Below are 15,361 nucleotides of genomic sequence, written 5' to 3'. Positions count from 1 at the left end.
GTTGGGTGTCCGCGGTCGCTAGTGCGCGGCGCAGAGCTGAATCAGGGCATCGGAGGAGGGGTTTCCGATGCAGGGGTCAAACGTGAAGACCACGAGCGTGCCGAGGATGATCAGGATCGCGACGGCCGCCAGGATGGCGATCTTCAGGATGCCGCGGGTGGTGCGTCCGCGAGCGTAGTCGTTGACGATGGTGCGCATGCCGTTGCCGCCGTGGATCAGCGCGAGCCACAGCATGATGACGTCCCACCACTGCCAGAACGGGTCGGCCCACTTGCCGGCCACGAAGGCGAAGTTGATGGCGGAGACGCCGGTGCCCTGCCAGAGGTTCACAAACAGGTGACCAAAGATCAGTACCACCAGCACAACGCCGGAGACACGCATGTAGAGCCAGCCCCATTTTTCCCAGTTGGTGCCGTTTCCACGGGTGCGGGGGGAGCGGGGAGCCGCGATTTCGGTAGTAGTCATGGCGGGCCTCCTAGTGGCTGAACACGTTGGTCAGGTGCCGCGGCACAAAGGCGAGCATGGTGAGTACCCAGAGGGCGATCACGATCCAGAACATGAGCTTCTGGTAGCGGGTTCCCTTGGACCAGAAGTCCACCAGGATGATCCGCAGGCCGTTGAAGGCGTGGAAGACGATTGCGGCGACCAGGCCGACCTCGCCAATACCCATGATCGGGGTCTGATAGGTGCCGATCACCGCGTCATACGCCTCGGGGGATACACGCACCAGCGCGGTATCCAGGACGTGAACCAGCAGGAAGAAGAAGATCGCGACGCCGGTTATGCGGTGGAAAACCCATGACCACATGCCCTCGTGACCGCGGTACAGCGTACCCGCGGGACGCGGTTTCTTTTTTGATGCCTTCGGTGGAGTCCCTGCAGTCTGCACTGACACGAACAGCCCTCCCATAATCGTCGAAGCCTCGGTCGACAGCCACACGAGCCGTCGTGCGTCTTTTAGGCGCTATGCACATCCTATGTCGACAATCAGTCGGTTACCGCTTAGGCGACCCTTAGTGCCTCGAGATATTCGCTGTCCGAAACCGGTCGTTCACCGGGAAATCCCGTGAAATTTGTTGTCTGGGTGACGCGACACTCGCCGACGCCCGGGCACGATTGCGGCGTTGTGCGCCGGGTCGCCCACTCCTCACAGGTTGCGCCGACTACCCTGGAGACATGAAACCCGCACTCGACCGCTTTTTTAGTGTGATTCCGGCCGGGGGTGTCGGCTCACGACTGTGGCCGCTGTCCCGCGCGGATGCACCAAAGTTCCTGCACGACCTCACCGGCTCCGGCTCGACCCTGCTGCGGGCAACCTGGGATCGGCTGGCGCCGATCGCCGGCGACCAGCGCATCATGGTGGTCACCGGACGCGCGCACCGCGCCGCCGTGGAGGAGCAGCTGCCCGGGCTTGCGGATCAGAACATCGTGCTCGAGGCAGACCCTCGGGATTCGACCGTGGCCATCGCCCTGGCCGCCGCGATCCTGGTGCGCCGCGAGCCCGATGCGATTATCGGTTCGTTTGCGGCCGATCACGTCATTAGCGGCGACCGCCTGTTCCGCGCGGCCGTGAACGAGGCCGTCCTGGCGGCCGATGCCGGATTTATCGCGACCATCGGCATCACCCCGACCGAGCCGGCGGTGGGCTTTGGCTATATCAAGGTGGCCGATGACCTCAACATCACCGGTGCCGACAGCGCCCGCGCGGTGGAGTGCTTCGTTGAGAAGCCCGACCTACCCACCGCGCAGAGCTACCTGGCCGACGGCGGTTACCTCTGGAACGCGGGCATGTTCATCACCCGCGCCGACGTGCTGCTGGAGGAGCTGGGCCGTAACCAGCCCGAGCTGCGCGCCTCGATCGTGGAGCTCGCCGCGGCCTGGGACGACCCGGCAACCCGCGGTCCCGCGGTGGATCGCATCTGGCCGACGCTCAAGAAGATCGCAATCGACTACTCGGTCGCCGAGCCGGCCGCCGCTGCCGGTCGCCTCGCGGTGATCCCCGGCGCCTTTAAGTGGGACGATGTGGGCGACTTCGCCTCGCTGGCCAAGCTCAACACCGGTGGTGCCGGTGGCGACCTGGCGATCCTGGGTGAAAATGCACGCGTTTTGGCGGATGCCTCCAGTGGCATCGTGGTCTCCGAAACGGATCGTGTGATCAGCCTGATCGGTGTGAAGAACATCGTGGTGGTTGACACTCCGGACGCGCTCTTGGTCACCACCAGCGAGCACGCCCAGCGGGTGAAATCCGTGGTGGATGCGCTGAAGATCTCCGGTCGCAACGACCTGCTCTAGACGCCTCGAAGCCCGCGAATTCCCACCCGGAATTCCCGGGCTTTGTGGTATCTAAAACCGCTGATATACCTACAAATCTGTCGCCTGATGACGAGTGTATGAACGGCATTGGATTTACCCTGTCGTTTCGCGAGGGTCGCGGGTAGACTTTGCCGGGTGAGTACCTCGGATAACTACACGCTGCCCGGTGGCATCAACCTGCGGGCCCTGCCCAAGGTGTCGCTGCACGACCACCTTGACGGTGGACTGCGCCCTCAGACCATCCTGGATCTGGCCGCCGCGGCCGGCCTGGAGGCCCCCGCCAACACCGCCGAGGAACTCGCCGAGTGGTTTATCGACCAGGCCAGCGCCGGCAGTCTGCCCGCGTACCTGAAGACCTTCGACCTGGCCATCGCCGTCCTGCAGACGGCGGATGCGCTGGCCCGGGTCGCCCGCGAGTTTGTCCATGACCTGGCCGACGACGGTGTGATCTACGCCGAGATTCGCTGGGCCCCCGAGCAGCACCTGCGGGGCGGGCTGACCCTGGACCGCGCCGTCGAGGCCGTGCAGCAGGGCCTCGAGCGCGGGGTGGACGATGTGCGCCGAGCCGGGGGCGAGATCGAGGTGGGGCAGCTGCTCACCGCGATGCGGCATGCCGACCGGGCGCTGGAAATCGCCGAGCTGGCCGTGCGTCATCGCGATCACGGCGTGGTGGGGTTCGATATTGCCGGGGCTGAAGACGGCTTCCCGCCTGCCCGGCACCGCCTGGCCTTCGACTACCTGGCCCAGCACTATTTCCCGGTCACCGTGCACGCGGGGGAGGCCGCCGGTCTCGACTCGATCCAGGGCGCGCTGTTTGATGGACGCGCCCTGCGCCTGGGCCACGGCGTCCGTCTGGCCGAGGACATCGAGGTGCGTCGCACCGAGGGCGACAACGTCTATGTCGAGATGGGGGAGCTTGCGCACTGGGTCAATGATCGCGAGATCGCGCTCGAACTCAGTCCCTCCTCGAACCTGCAGACCGGGGCGATCGACGCCTGGGGGGACGAGCTCGAAGACCACCCCTTCGACCTGCTCTACCAGCTGGGCTTCCGAGTCACGGTCAACGTGGATAACCGTACGGTCACCGGAACCTCGCTGACCCGCGAACTGGCCCTGCTCTCGGCAGCCTTCGAATACGACCTTGAAGACCTGGAAATCTTCCAGCTCAATGCGGCCGCCGCCGCATTTATGCCCACCGAAGACAGGGAGTACCTGACCGAGCGCATTCGTGCAGGTTTCGACGCCGCGGCAGACGCATAGCGAGCGTTCTACCGATTCTCGGGGCGGGAACCGGTAGCCTGGAAGTACGAACCGTTCGCCCCCGTGATTCAGTGAGGATCTCATGCCGCTACCCCCGCTTCCCGACGCCGCAATCAACCTGCACGCCAGTGCGGGTGACTGGCGTGACGCGGTGCGGCTTGCCGGCAACGCTCTTGAGCGTGGCGGCTTCACCGCCGAGAGCTACTCCGACCGGATGATCGAGGTCATCGAGGAGTTCGGTGCCTACGTGGTGATCGCGCCGGGCCTGGCCCTCGCCCACGCCCGCCCGGGTCCCGACGTGCTGAACTCGGGCATCGCCGTGGTCACCCTGGCCGAGCCCGTCGTGTTTGGGCACCCGCACAACGACCCGGTCAATGTGGTCATTGGTCTGGCCGTCACCGGGACCGAGGAGCACGTCACCACGGTGGCTGAGCTCGCCAACGTCTTCAACGATGCCGGATCGATCCCGGCGCTGGCCGACGCCCCGACCGCGGAGCGTGTGCGCGATATCCTCGGGGCTCCGGCCGCGGAATAGAGGGGGTCAACCGTGATGCACATCGTTGCAATCTGTGGGGCCGGGGTGGGAACATCCGGCATCCTCAAGGTGAACGCCGAGCGCGCGCTGGCTCGTCTGGGCCTGGAAGCCACGGTCACCGCGAGCGACGCGGCCTCGGTGATGACCGCCGCCGCCGATGCCCAGATCATCCTCACCTCCTCCGAGCTGGTCCCGGCCATCGGCAAGACCTACGCGGAGATCATCGTGATCAACAACTACTTCGACCTGGACGAGCTGGCCGACAAGCTTGAAGAGGCCCTGAGCTAGCCACAACACGGAACGAGCCGGGTGGAGAAATCCACCCGGCTCGTTCTGTATGTGCTGTTACTCCGAGACCAGCTCGGTGAGGTCGCTGCGGATCTCGACCAGGCTCTCCAGCACGGTCTCGTCCTCGCCACGCACGTCGAGGTAGAACTTAACCTTGGGCTCGGTACCGCTCGGGCGAATCATGATGCGCGCACCGTCGGAGAGCTCCCAGCGCAGCGCGTTGGTGCCCGGACGCTCGGCGGTGGCGACGGACAGGTCCTCGATCTTAACGATCTCCCGGCTGCCCAGCAGGGCCGGTGGGGTCTCGCGCAGACGCGCCATCAGCGCGGGGATCTGAGCCAGGTTGGTGAAGCGGATCGAGAGCTGGTCGCTGCCGAAGTAGCCGAACCGGGTCGCAAACTCGTCGAGCATGTCGCCCAGGGTGCGTCCCTCCTCGGCGGCGGCACCGGCGAGCTCCAGCACGGCAAGGCCGGCGGAGATGCCGTCCTTATCGTGCACGGTGTCGGGGTTGACCAGGTAGCCGATGGCCTCCTCGTAGCCGAACAGCAGGTGCGGGACGCGGGAGACCCACTTGAACCCGGTGAGGGTTTCGGCGAAGTCCAGCTGGTACTGACGCGCAACCTCGGCCAGGGCCGGGGAAGACACGATGGTGCAGGCCAGCGCGCCGTGACGACCGGCGGCGCGCGCCCGCTCGGCGGCACGCCATCCCAGCAACCAGCCGATCTGGTTACCGGTCAGCTGGCGGAAGCCGCCGGGAGCCGCGGGATCGGGGATCGCGACCGAGCAGCGGTCGGCGTCGGGGTCGTTGGCGATGATCAGATCGGCACCGTGCTCGCGCGCGGTCTCGATGGCCAGATCCAGCGCGCCGGGCTCCTCGGGGTTGGGGAACGCGACGGTGGGGAAGGCGGCATCGGGGTCGCGCTGGGCGGCCACGGCGATGGGCTCGGGGAGCCCGGCCGCGGTCACGACCTTGGCGAAGGTTTCCCAGCCCACACCGTGCATCGCGGTGTACACCACGCGCAGCGGCTGCGGGGTCTGGTCAACCAGGGCGGCGGTCGCGCGCACATACGCGTCGATCACGGCCTCGTCGGCGATCGCGTACTCGGGGGAGCGGGGCAGATCCAGCACGCTCTCGTCGGTCGCGATGCGCAGGATCTGGGTTGCGATCTCGGCGTCCACCGGGGCGACGATCTGCGAACCGGCATCCTCATCACCGAGGTAGACCTTGTAGCCGTTATCGGCGGGCGGGTTGTGGCTCGCGGTCACCATGATGCCCGCGCTGGTGCCCAGCTGACGCACGGCGAAGGCCAGCACCGGGGTGGGCAGCGGACGCGGCAGCAGGGTCACCCGGATGCCCACACCCGAGAGCAGCTCGGCGCTGTCGCGCGCGAACACGTCGGAGTTCTTGCGGCCGTCATAGCCGATCACGACGCTCGGGGTGGTGTCGCCGGCGCGGGCGTTGAGGAACGCGCCGATGCCGGCGGCGGCCTGGGAGACCAGGACCCGGTTCATCCGGTTGGATCCGGCCTCGACGCGGCCGCGCAGGCCCGCGGTGCCAAATTCCAGGCGTCCGGCGAAGCGGTCGGCCAGGTCGGCGCGGGCGGCGGAGTCGCCGCCGCGGACGGCCTCAAGGATCGAGGAGAGCTCGTCGCGGGTCTCCGGATCGGGATCCTGGGCGAGCCACGCCTCGGCGCGCTCAAGCAGGTCGGTGCACACCGGAACGGAACCGGTATTTTCGCCGCTCATCGGGCTCCGCCGGGTCGGCTCAGGCTGTTCATTGCAGTTTGCATGTCCACCATGCTAACCGGATCGGCCACAAAACCGGGTGTGCACGCGGTGATTAACGCGGTGTGGCGGCGGCCCGGAATCCCGGGGCCGCCGCCACTTGGCGTGCTCTAACGGATTAGATCGCCGCGACGATCTGCGCGAGCAGCGCGCTGATCTTGGCCTCGGCCGCCTGACCGGCCTCGATGACCTCGGTGTGGCTGAGCGCGGTGGGGGAGATCCCGGCGGCCAGGTTGGTGATCAGGGACATGCCCAGGATCTCCATGCCGGCCTCGCGGGCGGCGATGGCCTCCAGCGCGGTGGACATACCCACGATGTGGCCACCGATGGTCTTGGCCATCTGCACCTCGGCGGGGGTCTCATAGTGCGGTCCGCGGAACTGGCAGTACACACCCTCGTCCAGCTCGGGGGCGATGGTGCGTGCCAGGTCGCGCAGACGCGCGGAGTACAGGTCGGTCAGGTCCACGAAGGTGGCACCCTCGAGCGGGGAGTCCGCGGTGAGGTTGATGTGGTCGCTGATCAACACCGGGGTACCCGGGGTCCAGTGCTCCTTGATGCCACCGGCACCGTTGGTGAGGATCATGGTCTTGGCCCCCGTGGCGGCGGCGGTGCGCACCGAGTGGACGGTGCGGCGAACGCCGTGGCCCTCGTAGTAGTGGGTGCGGGCGCCGATGACCAGCGCGTGCTTGCCGTTGGCCAGGCGGATCGAGCGCAGGGTTCCGCCGTGTCCGGGCAGCGCGGGCTTGGAGAAGCCGACAACCTCCTCGGCGGGGAACTCGGCGACGGTCTCACCGAGTAGGTCCGCGGCCTTACCCCAGCCGGAGCCGAGGGTCAGCGCGATATCGTGCGAGGCGACGCCGGTCTTCTCGGCGATCTGGGCGGCGGCTTCGGCGGCAACCTCGCGCGGCGAAACGGCCGGGTCGTGCAGGGGGTTTGTGGTGGAGTCTGACATGGTTTCCACTCTAGCCAAAGACCCCGGATCGCGCCCGTTTTCGAGGCGCGCCGAATTCACTTTGAACGCCCCGATAAGCCTGCAAGAATGGAGGTCATGGTCTACGACTTTGAACGCACCCAAAAGATTGCGGTAATCGGTGGCGGCCCGGGCGGCTACGAGGCAGCCCTGGCCGGCGCACAGCTCGGCGCGGAGGTGACCCTGATCGAACGGATCGGGGTCGGCGGATCCGCCGTCATCTCCGATGTTGTCCCCTCCAAATCGCTGATTGCCACCGCCGAGGCAACCACCGCCATTCGGACCGCGAGTGATCTCGGGGTCCGTTTTTATGCGCAGGATGAGAACACCGGCAAGCCGATTCAGCCCGAGGTGGCCGTCAACCTGGGCGCGGTGAATAAGCGCCTGCTGAGCATGGCGCACGCGCAGTCCGAGGACATGCGTCAGTCGCTGGTCGAGGCCGGCGTGACCATCATCGACGGACACGGACGCCTGGATGGACGCGACGCCGTGATCGCCTCGACCGAATCCGGCGGCACCGGTGCCGACTTCGACCGGATCGAAGCGGACACCATCGTCGTCTCGGTGGGCGCGAGCCCCCGCATCCTGGACACCGCCAAGCCCGACGGTGAGCGCATCCTGACCTGGACGCAGCTCTACAACCTCAAGACCGTGCCCGAGCACCTGATCGTGGTCGGGTCCGGCGTGACCGGCGCCGAGTTCGCCTCGGCCTACCGCGCCCTGGGCTCGACCGTGACCCTGATCTCCAGCCGCGACCAGGTGCTGCCCGGCGAGGATGCCGACGCCGCCGCGGTGATCGAGAAGGTCTTCAAGCGCGGCGGCATGACAGTGCTGAATAAGTCCCGCGCCGACTCGGTGGTGCGCGACGGTGACGGCGTGCTGGCTACCCTGTCCGACGGTCGCACGGTGTCCGGCTCGCACGCGCTGATCGCCGTGGGTTCGATCCCGAACACCGCGGGCATCGGCCTCGAGGAGGCAGGTGTGCTGATGACCGAGTCTGGTCACATTCGTGTCAACAAGGTCGCCCGCACCTCGGTCCCTAACATCTACGCCGCCGGTGACTGCACCACGTTCCTGCCGCTGGCCTCGGTGGCCTCGATGCAGGGGCGCACGGCGATCTACCACTCCCAGGGCGATGCGGTGAACCCGATCGAGCTGCGCAACGTGGCCGCCAACGTCTTCACCCAGCCGGAGATCGCAACCGTCGGCTGGAGCCAGAAGGAGATCGAAGACGGCAAGGTCCGCGGCGAAATCTATAAGCTGCCGCTGGCCCACAACCCGCGCGCCAAGATGATGGGCATCAAGGACGGCTTCGTGAAGCTGTTTGCCAGTGTCGGTTCCGGTGCCGTGCTGGGTGGCGTGATCGTGGCTCCCAAGGCCTCCGAGCTGGTCTTCCCGCTCGCGCTGGCCGTGGAGCACCGCCTGACGGTGGACCAGGTGGCGGCGGCCTTTGCCGTGTATCCGTCGCTGGTGGGCTCGATCACCGATGCGGCTAAGGCGATGCACCGCGTCGGCTAGTCTCGGGTTTTATGGGGTCCCGTCCGCGTTGTCCGCGGGCGGGACCCGCTGTTTTTCGGGGATCTTCTCGCCATACCGGTTTTACCCATTGTGGCGGCGCACGCTTTTCTCACACCAGTGTGAGGAGGCCCCGATGGCCCAGAAATTTGAACTCCGATACTCCGAGGGATGCCGGCGCGCCCTGGAGGACCTGCGCGGCAGTCCATCCATGCGCAAGAAGCGTCGCCGGGTTGAGCTCGCCCTGGAGAAGCTCGCCAACGACCCGCTGTATCCCTCGCTGCGCAGCCATAAACACGTGGCTGTCAACGATGAGGACGGGGTCGGGGTGTTTGGGTCCTACGTTGAGCACCACACCCCCTCGGCCTGGCGACTGCTGTGGCGCTATGGGCCGGGGGAGGGGGAGATCACCGTGCTCGGGGTTGGGCCGCATCCGTAGCAGCCGGGGCTCGCAATCGATGCCCGGGCGCGGTAGGGTGTCGGGACAAACCTCGGGCCCTGCCGCTTGGGATCCGGGGCAGTGAACCGCGAGAGGAGTGTTATGAACGCACAGACCGAGGGCACCAACGGAACACCCGCCGATCACGATCACGTATCGGATCCGGCACATAGCGATGAGACGGGCAACGACTGGACCGATGAGGGCGGTGCCACCGTATTTGGGGCGGCCACCCACGTGGATGATCCGGACGCACACGAACCCGTATCCAACCAAGACAACTAGAAAAACGAAGGCCCGGATCCTGGGGGATCCGGGCCTTCGTGGGTGCACGGGCCGCGCTCATGGGGCGCGTTTATCCGTTATGCGATGCAGAGAGTGCCCGGTTTAAGGGGTACCGAGTCGTCCGCGGATTCCATCGGGGAATCGGTTTCGCGGAGTGCGCGGCGCAGATAGGCCGAGTCGCGCATGTCGTTCCAGAGGCCGCGAACGGCCTCGCCTAGGCGGAGGGCTGTTGTGATCATCGTGTGTAGATGCTCCCTTCGGAATCGAGTGTGGGCCAGAATCGGCCCGGGTTACCGCGCGGAGATACCGTCGCGGAGTGTGGGGGCGGCATCGAGGTCGGCCTCGAGGCCAGCGGGATTTCGGTCGGTGGGGATTTCGTCGGCGGGAAGGGCGGCGCCGGCCGCGGCGATGACCACCGAGGCCTCGGCTTCCAGGGCTTCGGCGTGGGAGGGGGCCGCGGTTTCGACCGTGGTCTTGGGATCGGAGGCGTCCCGAGCGGGACGGCGGCCGGGAATCAGCGCGGCGGCCGCGGTGGCGGCGATCCCGGTGATCGTGATGAAGACAAACGCCCCGGTGTAGCCCGCGGCGGTGGGCAGTCCGGCCATGCCCGCGGTCGAGGTGACAATCGCCCCGAAGATCGCGGTACCCACGGCTCCACCCACGGTGCGAATGTTGGTGTTCATGCCGGTGGCAACGCCGGTCTGGTGGGCGGGAACCGCGTTCACGATCACGTTGGTGAGCGCGGCGTAGGCGATCCCGAGCCCCAGGCCGTAGATGCCACAGGCCAGGGCGATCTGCCACAGCGCGAAGTGTTCAATCACGATCAGGGCGGAACCGATCGCGCCCATCGCGCTCGCGGTCATCAGCTGGATGCGGTAGCCGAGCAGTCGGGTCAGCGGGGCGCTAAAGGCACCACCGACCGCCATACCCACGGTCATCGGCAGGATGACCAGGCCGGCCAGGGTGACCGAGGCCCCGAAGCCGTAGCCCTGGGCGGGGCTGGTCTGGACGTACTGTGGGACGAAGGTGATCATCGCGAACATGCCGGCGCCAAACAGGAAGGCCACCAGGTTGGTGGTCCATACGGCGGGCAGACGCATCATCTTCATGTCGACGATCGGGGTGGGGGAGGTGGCCTCCACGCGGATCCACACCAGCATCAGCAAAGCGGCCAGGGCAAACAGGCCGATGGTGAGCGGCGAGGCCCATCCCCAGCGCGAGCCGTTGGACAGCGGCAGCAGCAGGGCGACCAGCCACCCGGCCAGCAGTACCGCACCGAGCGGGCGCAGGCGTCCGCCGGGACGAGATTCGGACTCGGGCAGGACAAACGCGGCACCGATGGCCACGATCGCCACCACGGCGGCGGGCAGCCAGAACAGCGCGCGCCAGCCCAGCGCGTCGACGATCGGACCGGCGAGCACGCTGCCCAGGCCACCACCCACGGCGATCACCGAGGACATGATGCCGACGGCACCGGCCACCCGGGCGGCGGGGAAGTTTTCGCGGATCAGACCGAAGGCCAGCGGGAAGACCGCACCGCCGAGGCCCTGGAGCACGCGGCCGGCCAGCAACAGTCCGATGCTCGGGGCGAAGGTGGCCAGGATGCTTCCGGCAACGATCGCGCCGAGGGCGAAGAGGATGGTGCGCTTCTTGCCAAACAGGTCACCCATCCGGCCTACCAGCGGGGTGCTGGCCGCGGCCGAGAGGGCCCAGGCGGTGAGGATCCACGTGGTCGCGGTCTGGGTGGTGTGGAGTTCCTGCTGGATCAGCGGGAGCGCGGGGTTCAGCAGCGACTGAAGCATCGACATGGCCGCGGAGGCGATGGCGAGGATCAGGAAGATGAGCGTGAGTGGACGTCGAATCGTAGTCGACACGGTGGGAACCTTTCAGAAACGACTCGAACGCTCGGGCTGCTGGGTGAGTCGGAGTGTCGTGCCGAAGGGTAGATTATGGCCTGCACGAGGAGTAAAGTGGAGGCGTCCTCCTGGATTACCGGAGGCATGCTCTTAGATTACCGGAGGGTTCCTCCGGTTTGCAAGTGTTGGAAGGAAATTTGGTGGAACTCGAGACCCTGGTTGAAACCAGCCGACCCCACCGCGCCGATGCGGCCCGCAACTACGACGCGCTGATCGAGACCGCGAAGGTGGTCTTCCGTGAGGAGGGCATCACCGCCTCCCTGGAGGAGGTCGCGCGCCGCGCGGGCGTGGGCATCGGGACGCTATACCGCAACTTCCCCACCCGCGAGGATCTGATCGAGCGCGTCTATGCGTCCGAGGTGCTGGTGCTGTGCCGCAAGGCCGATGAGCACCTCGAGGACGGCGGCAGCGAGTGGGACGCCTTCGAAGCCTGGCTGCGCGAGTTCATCCCGTTCCTGGCCACCAAGCGTGCGCTGCTAGACGGCCTGAACCGCGGCTCGGAAACCATGCTGTGCTGCCGGACCGCGATGTACGCGGCGGGCGAGCCCCTGCTGGAAAATGCCCAGACCGCGGGCCTTGTGCGTCCGGACGTGGAGATCGCCGATGTGATCCGTCTGGTGGTTGGCGTCGCCGGTGTCGCCTACGAGACCGAGGAGCAGGGCGAGCGTGTGCTCGGCTTCGCTTTCGACGGCATCCGTACGACCCGCCCCTAGCTCTCCGAACGCTGGCTGCCCAAACCGCACTGCTACCCGAACCGCACTGCACTGGCTGCCCCAACCGCGCCCGTTCTGCCCCGATTCGCGCCTGCCCCCGCACGCCGCGTCCGGGCTCAGGGCGAGTGCGCCGTCCGGCACGATGAAGTAGCGAGATGCGGTTCTCGGGACACACTGCCTTTGGGGGTGGGGGCATTTTGACACGTCAATTACAGGTCAAAACGGGCCGTGCTCACAAAGGGCATGCGTCTGGAGAGCCGATAGCGGTCGGTATCGTGGGCTTGCTGGCTTGCTGGCTTGCTGGCTTGCTGGCTTGCTGGCTTGCTAACGCGCGTTCCGGCGCAGCACGAGCGTGCCCGCGCCCACGGCCACGATCGCCAGCGCGATCAGTGCGCCGGCGGCGATCAAACCACCAAAGATGGTGCGGCCGAGCTTGGCCGGCTCACACAGGTCTGTTGAGACCACGTCGCCTGCGCAAGCGAGCGCCGAACCGGGCAAATTCGCCAGTCCAAACCCGAGGATCACCAACACCACCAGCGCGATCGCGATAATTGCGCCAAGCACCAGCGCCGTGATGTGTCCCCGTTTGATTTCCACGGTGACCAGTATGGCGAGACTGCGACGTGCAGGTGCGTCGCCGCGCGGCCGGGGCGGGATTTTGCCCACGCGAGCGAAAGTCACGTGCGGAAGCCACGCGCGCGAAAGCCACGCGTGGCTGTGCCCACTCACGGTGTGGGCACTTGCGACTCAGCCCACGCGACGCAGCCCCTACACAGCACAGCGCCCCAGCCGAGGAAACCCGGCCGGGGCGCTGCGCTGTGTGTGTGGTTACGCGTCGAGGATGTTCAGCAGGACGTGACCGGCCGAGACGGTTTCGCCAACCGGGGCGCTGATCGCGCTGACGACGCCGTCCTTGTGGGCGGTGATCGGCTGCTCCATCTTCATCGCTTCGAGTACAAGCACCAGGTCGCCCTTAACAACCTTCTGGCCCTCCTCAACCGCGACCTTGACGATCGTGGCCTGCATCGGGGACGCCACCGAGTCGCCGGTGGCGCGGGCGCCCGAGCTCGAACCGGCACCGCGGCGGGCGGGCGGGGTCGCGAGCTTGCGGGCACCGGAGTTCTGCGCGGGCAGGACCGAGTCGGGCAGGCTGACCTCGAGACGCTTGCCGGAAACCTCGACCACCACGGTGTTGCGGCCGGCGGGAGCACCCAGTGCCTGCGGCTCGCCATCCCAGGGCTCGATGTCGTTCACGAACTCGGTCTCGATCCAGCGGGTGTAGATCCCGAAGGTGCCGTCGGCACCCACGAAGGCTGGATCGCGGACGATCTTGCGGTGGAAGGGCAGCACGGTCGGCAGACCGGCAACCTCGAACTCGTCCAGGGCACGGCGCGAACGCTCGAGCGCCTCCTGGCGGGTCTTGCCGGTCACGATGATCTTGCCGATCAGCGAGTCGAAGGCACCGGAGATCTCGTCCCCGGCGGTCACGCCGGAGTCCAGGCGAATGCCGGGGCCACCGAAGGTCTTGAACACGTGGATCGGGCCGGGCTGCGGCAGGAAGCCACGACCCGGGTCCTCGCCGTTGATGCGGAACTCGAACGAGTGACCCTCGGGCTTGGGATCCTCATAGTCCAGCAGGCCACCCTCGGCGATGCGGAACTGCTCGCGCACCAGGTCGATACCGGTGACCTCTTCGGACACCGGGTGCTCCACCTGCAGGCGGGTGTTGACCTCGAGGAAGGACACGGTGCCGTCCTTGCCGATCAGGAACTCGCAGGTACCGGCACCCTGGTAGCCAACCTCCTTGAGGATGGCCTTGGAGGCGGCATACAGCAGCTCGTTCTGCTCATCAGTGAGGAACGGGGCCGGAGCCTCCTCCACCAGCTTCTGGTGGCGACGCTGCAGCGAGCAGTCGCGGGTCGAGATGACCACCACGTTGCCCTCGGCGTCGGCGAGGCACTGGGTCTCGACGTGACGCGGCTGGTCGAGGTACTTCTCCACGAAGCACTCGCCACGGCCGAATGCGGCCACGGCCTCGCGGGTGGCCGAGTCAAACATCTCCGGCACCTCCTCGCGGGTGCGGGCCACCTTGAGGCCGCGTCCACCGCCACCGAAGGCGGCCTTGATCGCGACCGGCAGGCCAAACTCATCCACGAAGGCCAGGACCTCGTCGGCACCGGAGACCGGGTTGAGGGTTCCGGGGGCGAGCGGTGCGCCCACCTTCTCGGCCACGTGACGGGCGGAAACCTTGTCGCCCAGCAGCTCGATCGCGTCGGGGCTCGGGCCGATCCAGGTGAGGCCGGCACCGATCACGGCGCGGGCGAAGTCGGCGTTCTCGGCCAGGAAGCCGTAGCCGGGGTGCACGGCGTCCGCGCCGGAGCGGCGGGCGACCGAGAGCAGCTTGTCGATGACGAGGTAGGTCTCGGCGCTGGTGCTGCCGCCGAGGGCGTAGGCCTCATCGGCGAGGCGCACGTGGAGGGCGTCGCGGTCCTGGTCGGCATAGACGGCAACCGAACCGATTCCCGAGTCGCGGGCAGCACGAATTACACGGACGGCGATTTCGCCACGATTGGCGATAAGAACTTTAGTAATACGGGGCACAGTCCCCTAGCCTACGATGCCTTTGGCCTCGGGCTTTGGTGGACTCTCACAAAAAAGTGAATCGGATTGCGTGAAACCCTACAGTTCCGCCGGGCCGAGAGCCCCCGGCCGGTTCCACAGATCGGTCCATGACACGCCTAATTCCGCGAAAGAATCACGCAAAAGCGGGAGGGAAAGGCCAATAACGGTTGACGGGTGTCCCGAAATTTCGGAGATAAAGGCGCCCGCCAAACTGTCCAGGGTGAACGCGCCGGCCACCCACAGTGGTTCGCCCGAGGCCACATATGCGGCGATCTCGGCATCGGTGATGTTGTCGGCGAAGGTGACCGTGGCCCGAGCTACCCCGCCGGTGGCGGCGCGCGGGACCCCACCGCGGTAGTCGATCAGCCAGTGTCCCGAGTACAGCGTGCCGGTGCGGCCGCGCTGCGCCTCCCAGCGCGCGGTGGCGCGCTCGGGCGTATGCGGCTTGCCCTGGGAGACACCGTCCAGCTCAAACGAGCTGTCGCCGCCGAGGACAAAACCATCCAGCGGGTGCCCGTCGGCATCGCGGGTAACCGCCTCGGCCTTCGCCCGGCCCAGCAACGCCACCATATCTGGGGTAGCGAGCGGACCGGAGACCGCCTCGGCCGCGGCGACGGTGGCCGGTTCATCCACGTGAGAGTGCACAATCACGGGCTCGATCCCCGCCGAACGCAGCAGCATCAGGCGGGCGGGAGAGGTGGAGGCGAGGTACAGGGTCAT

The 15,361-nt window shown here is 67.0% G+C and carries 16 protein-coding genes; 8 read left to right on the top strand and 8 right to left on the bottom strand.

The genetic code is table 11. The annotated features are described in order from the left end of the window. Window positions 1-18: 18 nt before the first annotated feature. Both D9V34_RS15030 and sdhC read right to left on the bottom strand, forming a co-directional pair. On the bottom strand, window positions 19-465 hold the full coding sequence (locus D9V34_RS15030; protein ID WP_030149041.1) for a succinate dehydrogenase hydrophobic membrane anchor subunit: 447 nt from the start codon (window positions 463-465) through the stop codon (window positions 19-21). A 10-nt stretch (window positions 466-475) separates the two neighbouring features. Next, window positions 476-895, bottom strand: a complete 420-nt coding sequence (gene sdhC / locus D9V34_RS15025; RefSeq protein WP_255505689.1) for a succinate dehydrogenase, cytochrome b556 subunit — start codon at window positions 893-895, stop codon at window positions 476-478. A gap of 281 nt (window positions 896-1,176) precedes the next feature. On the opposite strand from sdhC, the gene D9V34_RS15020 reads away from it, so the two are divergent. From D9V34_RS15020 to D9V34_RS15005, 4 genes are all read left to right on the top strand, one after another. Further along, a complete protein-coding gene (locus D9V34_RS15020) occupies window positions 1,177-2,292 on the top strand; it encodes a mannose-1-phosphate guanylyltransferase (protein ID WP_121689300.1) in 1,116 nt (371 codons plus the stop codon). Between the two features lie 156 nt (window positions 2,293-2,448). Continuing rightward, window positions 2,449-3,573 carry an adenosine deaminase gene (locus tag D9V34_RS15015; protein WP_121689299.1) on the top strand — a complete coding sequence of 375 codons (1,125 nt, stop codon included), beginning with the start codon at window positions 2,449-2,451 and terminating at the stop codon, window positions 3,571-3,573. 82 nt (window positions 3,574-3,655) lie between these two features. Further along, the gene (locus tag D9V34_RS15010) at window positions 3,656-4,108 is read left to right on the top strand and encodes a PTS sugar transporter subunit IIA (protein ID WP_121689298.1); all 453 of its coding nucleotides are present in this window, start codon (window positions 3,656-3,658) and stop codon (window positions 4,106-4,108) included. A 15-nt stretch (window positions 4,109-4,123) separates the two neighbouring features. Beyond that, on the top strand, window positions 4,124-4,396 hold the full coding sequence (locus D9V34_RS15005) for a PTS sugar transporter subunit IIB (protein ID WP_030149036.1): 273 nt from the start codon (window positions 4,124-4,126) through the stop codon (window positions 4,394-4,396). A 57-nt stretch (window positions 4,397-4,453) separates the two neighbouring features. On the opposite strand, the gene D9V34_RS15000 is transcribed toward D9V34_RS15005, so the two are convergent. Continuing rightward, entirely contained in the window at window positions 4,454-6,142 is a 1,689-nt protein-coding gene (locus D9V34_RS15000) for a phospho-sugar mutase (protein ID WP_121689297.1), read from the bottom strand. Between the two features lie 157 nt (window positions 6,143-6,299). Beyond that, on the bottom strand, window positions 6,300-7,133 hold the full coding sequence (locus D9V34_RS14995) for a purine-nucleoside phosphorylase (RefSeq protein WP_121689296.1): 834 nt from the start codon (window positions 7,131-7,133) through the stop codon (window positions 6,300-6,302). 96 nt (window positions 7,134-7,229) lie between these two features. Between D9V34_RS14995 and D9V34_RS14990 the strand changes: the two genes are divergently transcribed. From D9V34_RS14990 to D9V34_RS14980, 3 genes are all read left to right on the top strand, one after another. Continuing rightward, complete coding sequence (locus D9V34_RS14990; protein WP_030149033.1) at window positions 7,230-8,669, top strand: NAD(P)H-quinone dehydrogenase; 1,440 nt, start codon at window positions 7,230-7,232, stop codon at window positions 8,667-8,669. A gap of 133 nt (window positions 8,670-8,802) precedes the next feature. Next, window positions 8,803-9,105 carry a hypothetical protein gene (locus D9V34_RS14985; RefSeq protein ID WP_030149032.1) on the top strand — a complete coding sequence of 101 codons (303 nt, stop codon included), beginning with the start codon at window positions 8,803-8,805 and terminating at the stop codon, window positions 9,103-9,105. Between the two features lie 102 nt (window positions 9,106-9,207). After that, a complete protein-coding gene (locus D9V34_RS14980) occupies window positions 9,208-9,390 on the top strand; it encodes a hypothetical protein (RefSeq protein WP_121689295.1) in 183 nt (60 codons plus the stop codon). A gap of 290 nt (window positions 9,391-9,680) precedes the next feature. Here the strand turns inward: D9V34_RS14980 and D9V34_RS14975 are convergent, their stop codons facing one another. Then, window positions 9,681-11,264, bottom strand: coding sequence for an MFS transporter (locus D9V34_RS14975; protein ID WP_220700605.1), 1,584 nt, complete (start codon window positions 11,262-11,264; stop codon window positions 9,681-9,683). A 182-nt stretch (window positions 11,265-11,446) separates the two neighbouring features. Between D9V34_RS14975 and D9V34_RS14970 the strand changes: the two genes are divergently transcribed. Further along, complete coding sequence (locus D9V34_RS14970; protein ID WP_245992040.1) at window positions 11,447-12,019, top strand: TetR/AcrR family transcriptional regulator; 573 nt, start codon at window positions 11,447-11,449, stop codon at window positions 12,017-12,019. A 324-nt stretch (window positions 12,020-12,343) separates the two neighbouring features. Here D9V34_RS14970 and D9V34_RS14965 read toward each other — a convergent pair whose 3' ends face one another. The 3 genes from D9V34_RS14965 to D9V34_RS14955 all read right to left on the bottom strand — a co-directional run bounded on the left by D9V34_RS14965 (window position 12,344) and on the right by D9V34_RS14955 (window position 15,361). Further along, window positions 12,344-12,616: a hypothetical protein gene (locus D9V34_RS14965; protein WP_147441706.1), complete on the bottom strand. Its 273-nt coding sequence runs from the start codon at window positions 12,614-12,616 to the stop codon at window positions 12,344-12,346. Between the two features lie 231 nt (window positions 12,617-12,847). Then, on the bottom strand, window positions 12,848-14,620 hold the full coding sequence (locus D9V34_RS14960; protein WP_121689292.1) for an acetyl/propionyl/methylcrotonyl-CoA carboxylase subunit alpha: 1,773 nt from the start codon (window positions 14,618-14,620) through the stop codon (window positions 12,848-12,850). Between the two features lie 78 nt (window positions 14,621-14,698). Beyond that, window positions 14,699-15,361 (bottom strand): Maf family protein, encoded by a 663-nt coding sequence (locus tag D9V34_RS14955; protein WP_121689291.1) that lies wholly within the window; start codon window positions 15,359-15,361, stop codon window positions 14,699-14,701.

The sequence above is a fragment of the Mycetocola lacteus genome (assembly GCF_003667575.1).
GTDB classification, from domain to species: Bacteria; Actinomycetota; Actinomycetes; order Actinomycetales; family Microbacteriaceae; genus Mycetocola; species Mycetocola lacteus.
This window is presented reverse-complemented; position numbering and strand designations above follow the sequence as displayed.

Excerpts from the sequence above, each read along its gene's own strand:
- D9V34_RS15030 (WP_030149041.1), bottom strand. The coding sequence starts at position 465 with ATGACTACTACCGAAATCGCGGCTCCCCGCTCCCCCCGCACCCGTGGA.
- D9V34_RS14980 (WP_121689295.1), top strand. The coding sequence starts at position 9,208 with ATGAACGCACAGACCGAGGGCACCAACGGAACACCCGCCGATCACGAT.
- D9V34_RS15020 (WP_121689300.1), top strand. The coding sequence starts at position 1,177 with ATGAAACCCGCACTCGACCGCTTTTTTAGTGTGATTCCGGCCGGGGGT.
- D9V34_RS14990 (WP_030149033.1), top strand. The coding sequence starts at position 7,230 with ATGGTCTACGACTTTGAACGCACCCAAAAGATTGCGGTAATCGGTGGC.
- D9V34_RS15005 (WP_030149036.1), top strand. The coding sequence starts at position 4,124 with ATGCACATCGTTGCAATCTGTGGGGCCGGGGTGGGAACATCCGGCATC.
- D9V34_RS14985 (WP_030149032.1), top strand. The coding sequence starts at position 8,803 with ATGGCCCAGAAATTTGAACTCCGATACTCCGAGGGATGCCGGCGCGCC.
- D9V34_RS14955 (WP_121689291.1), bottom strand. The coding sequence starts at position 15,361 with ATGACCCTGTACCTCGCCTCCACCTCTCCCGCCCGCCTGATGCTGCTG.
- D9V34_RS14995 (WP_121689296.1), bottom strand. The coding sequence starts at position 7,133 with ATGTCAGACTCCACCACAAACCCCCTGCACGACCCGGCCGTTTCGCCG.
- D9V34_RS15010 (WP_121689298.1), top strand. The coding sequence starts at position 3,656 with ATGCCGCTACCCCCGCTTCCCGACGCCGCAATCAACCTGCACGCCAGT.
- D9V34_RS15000 (WP_121689297.1), bottom strand. The coding sequence starts at position 6,142 with ATGAGCGGCGAAAATACCGGTTCCGTTCCGGTGTGCACCGACCTGCTT.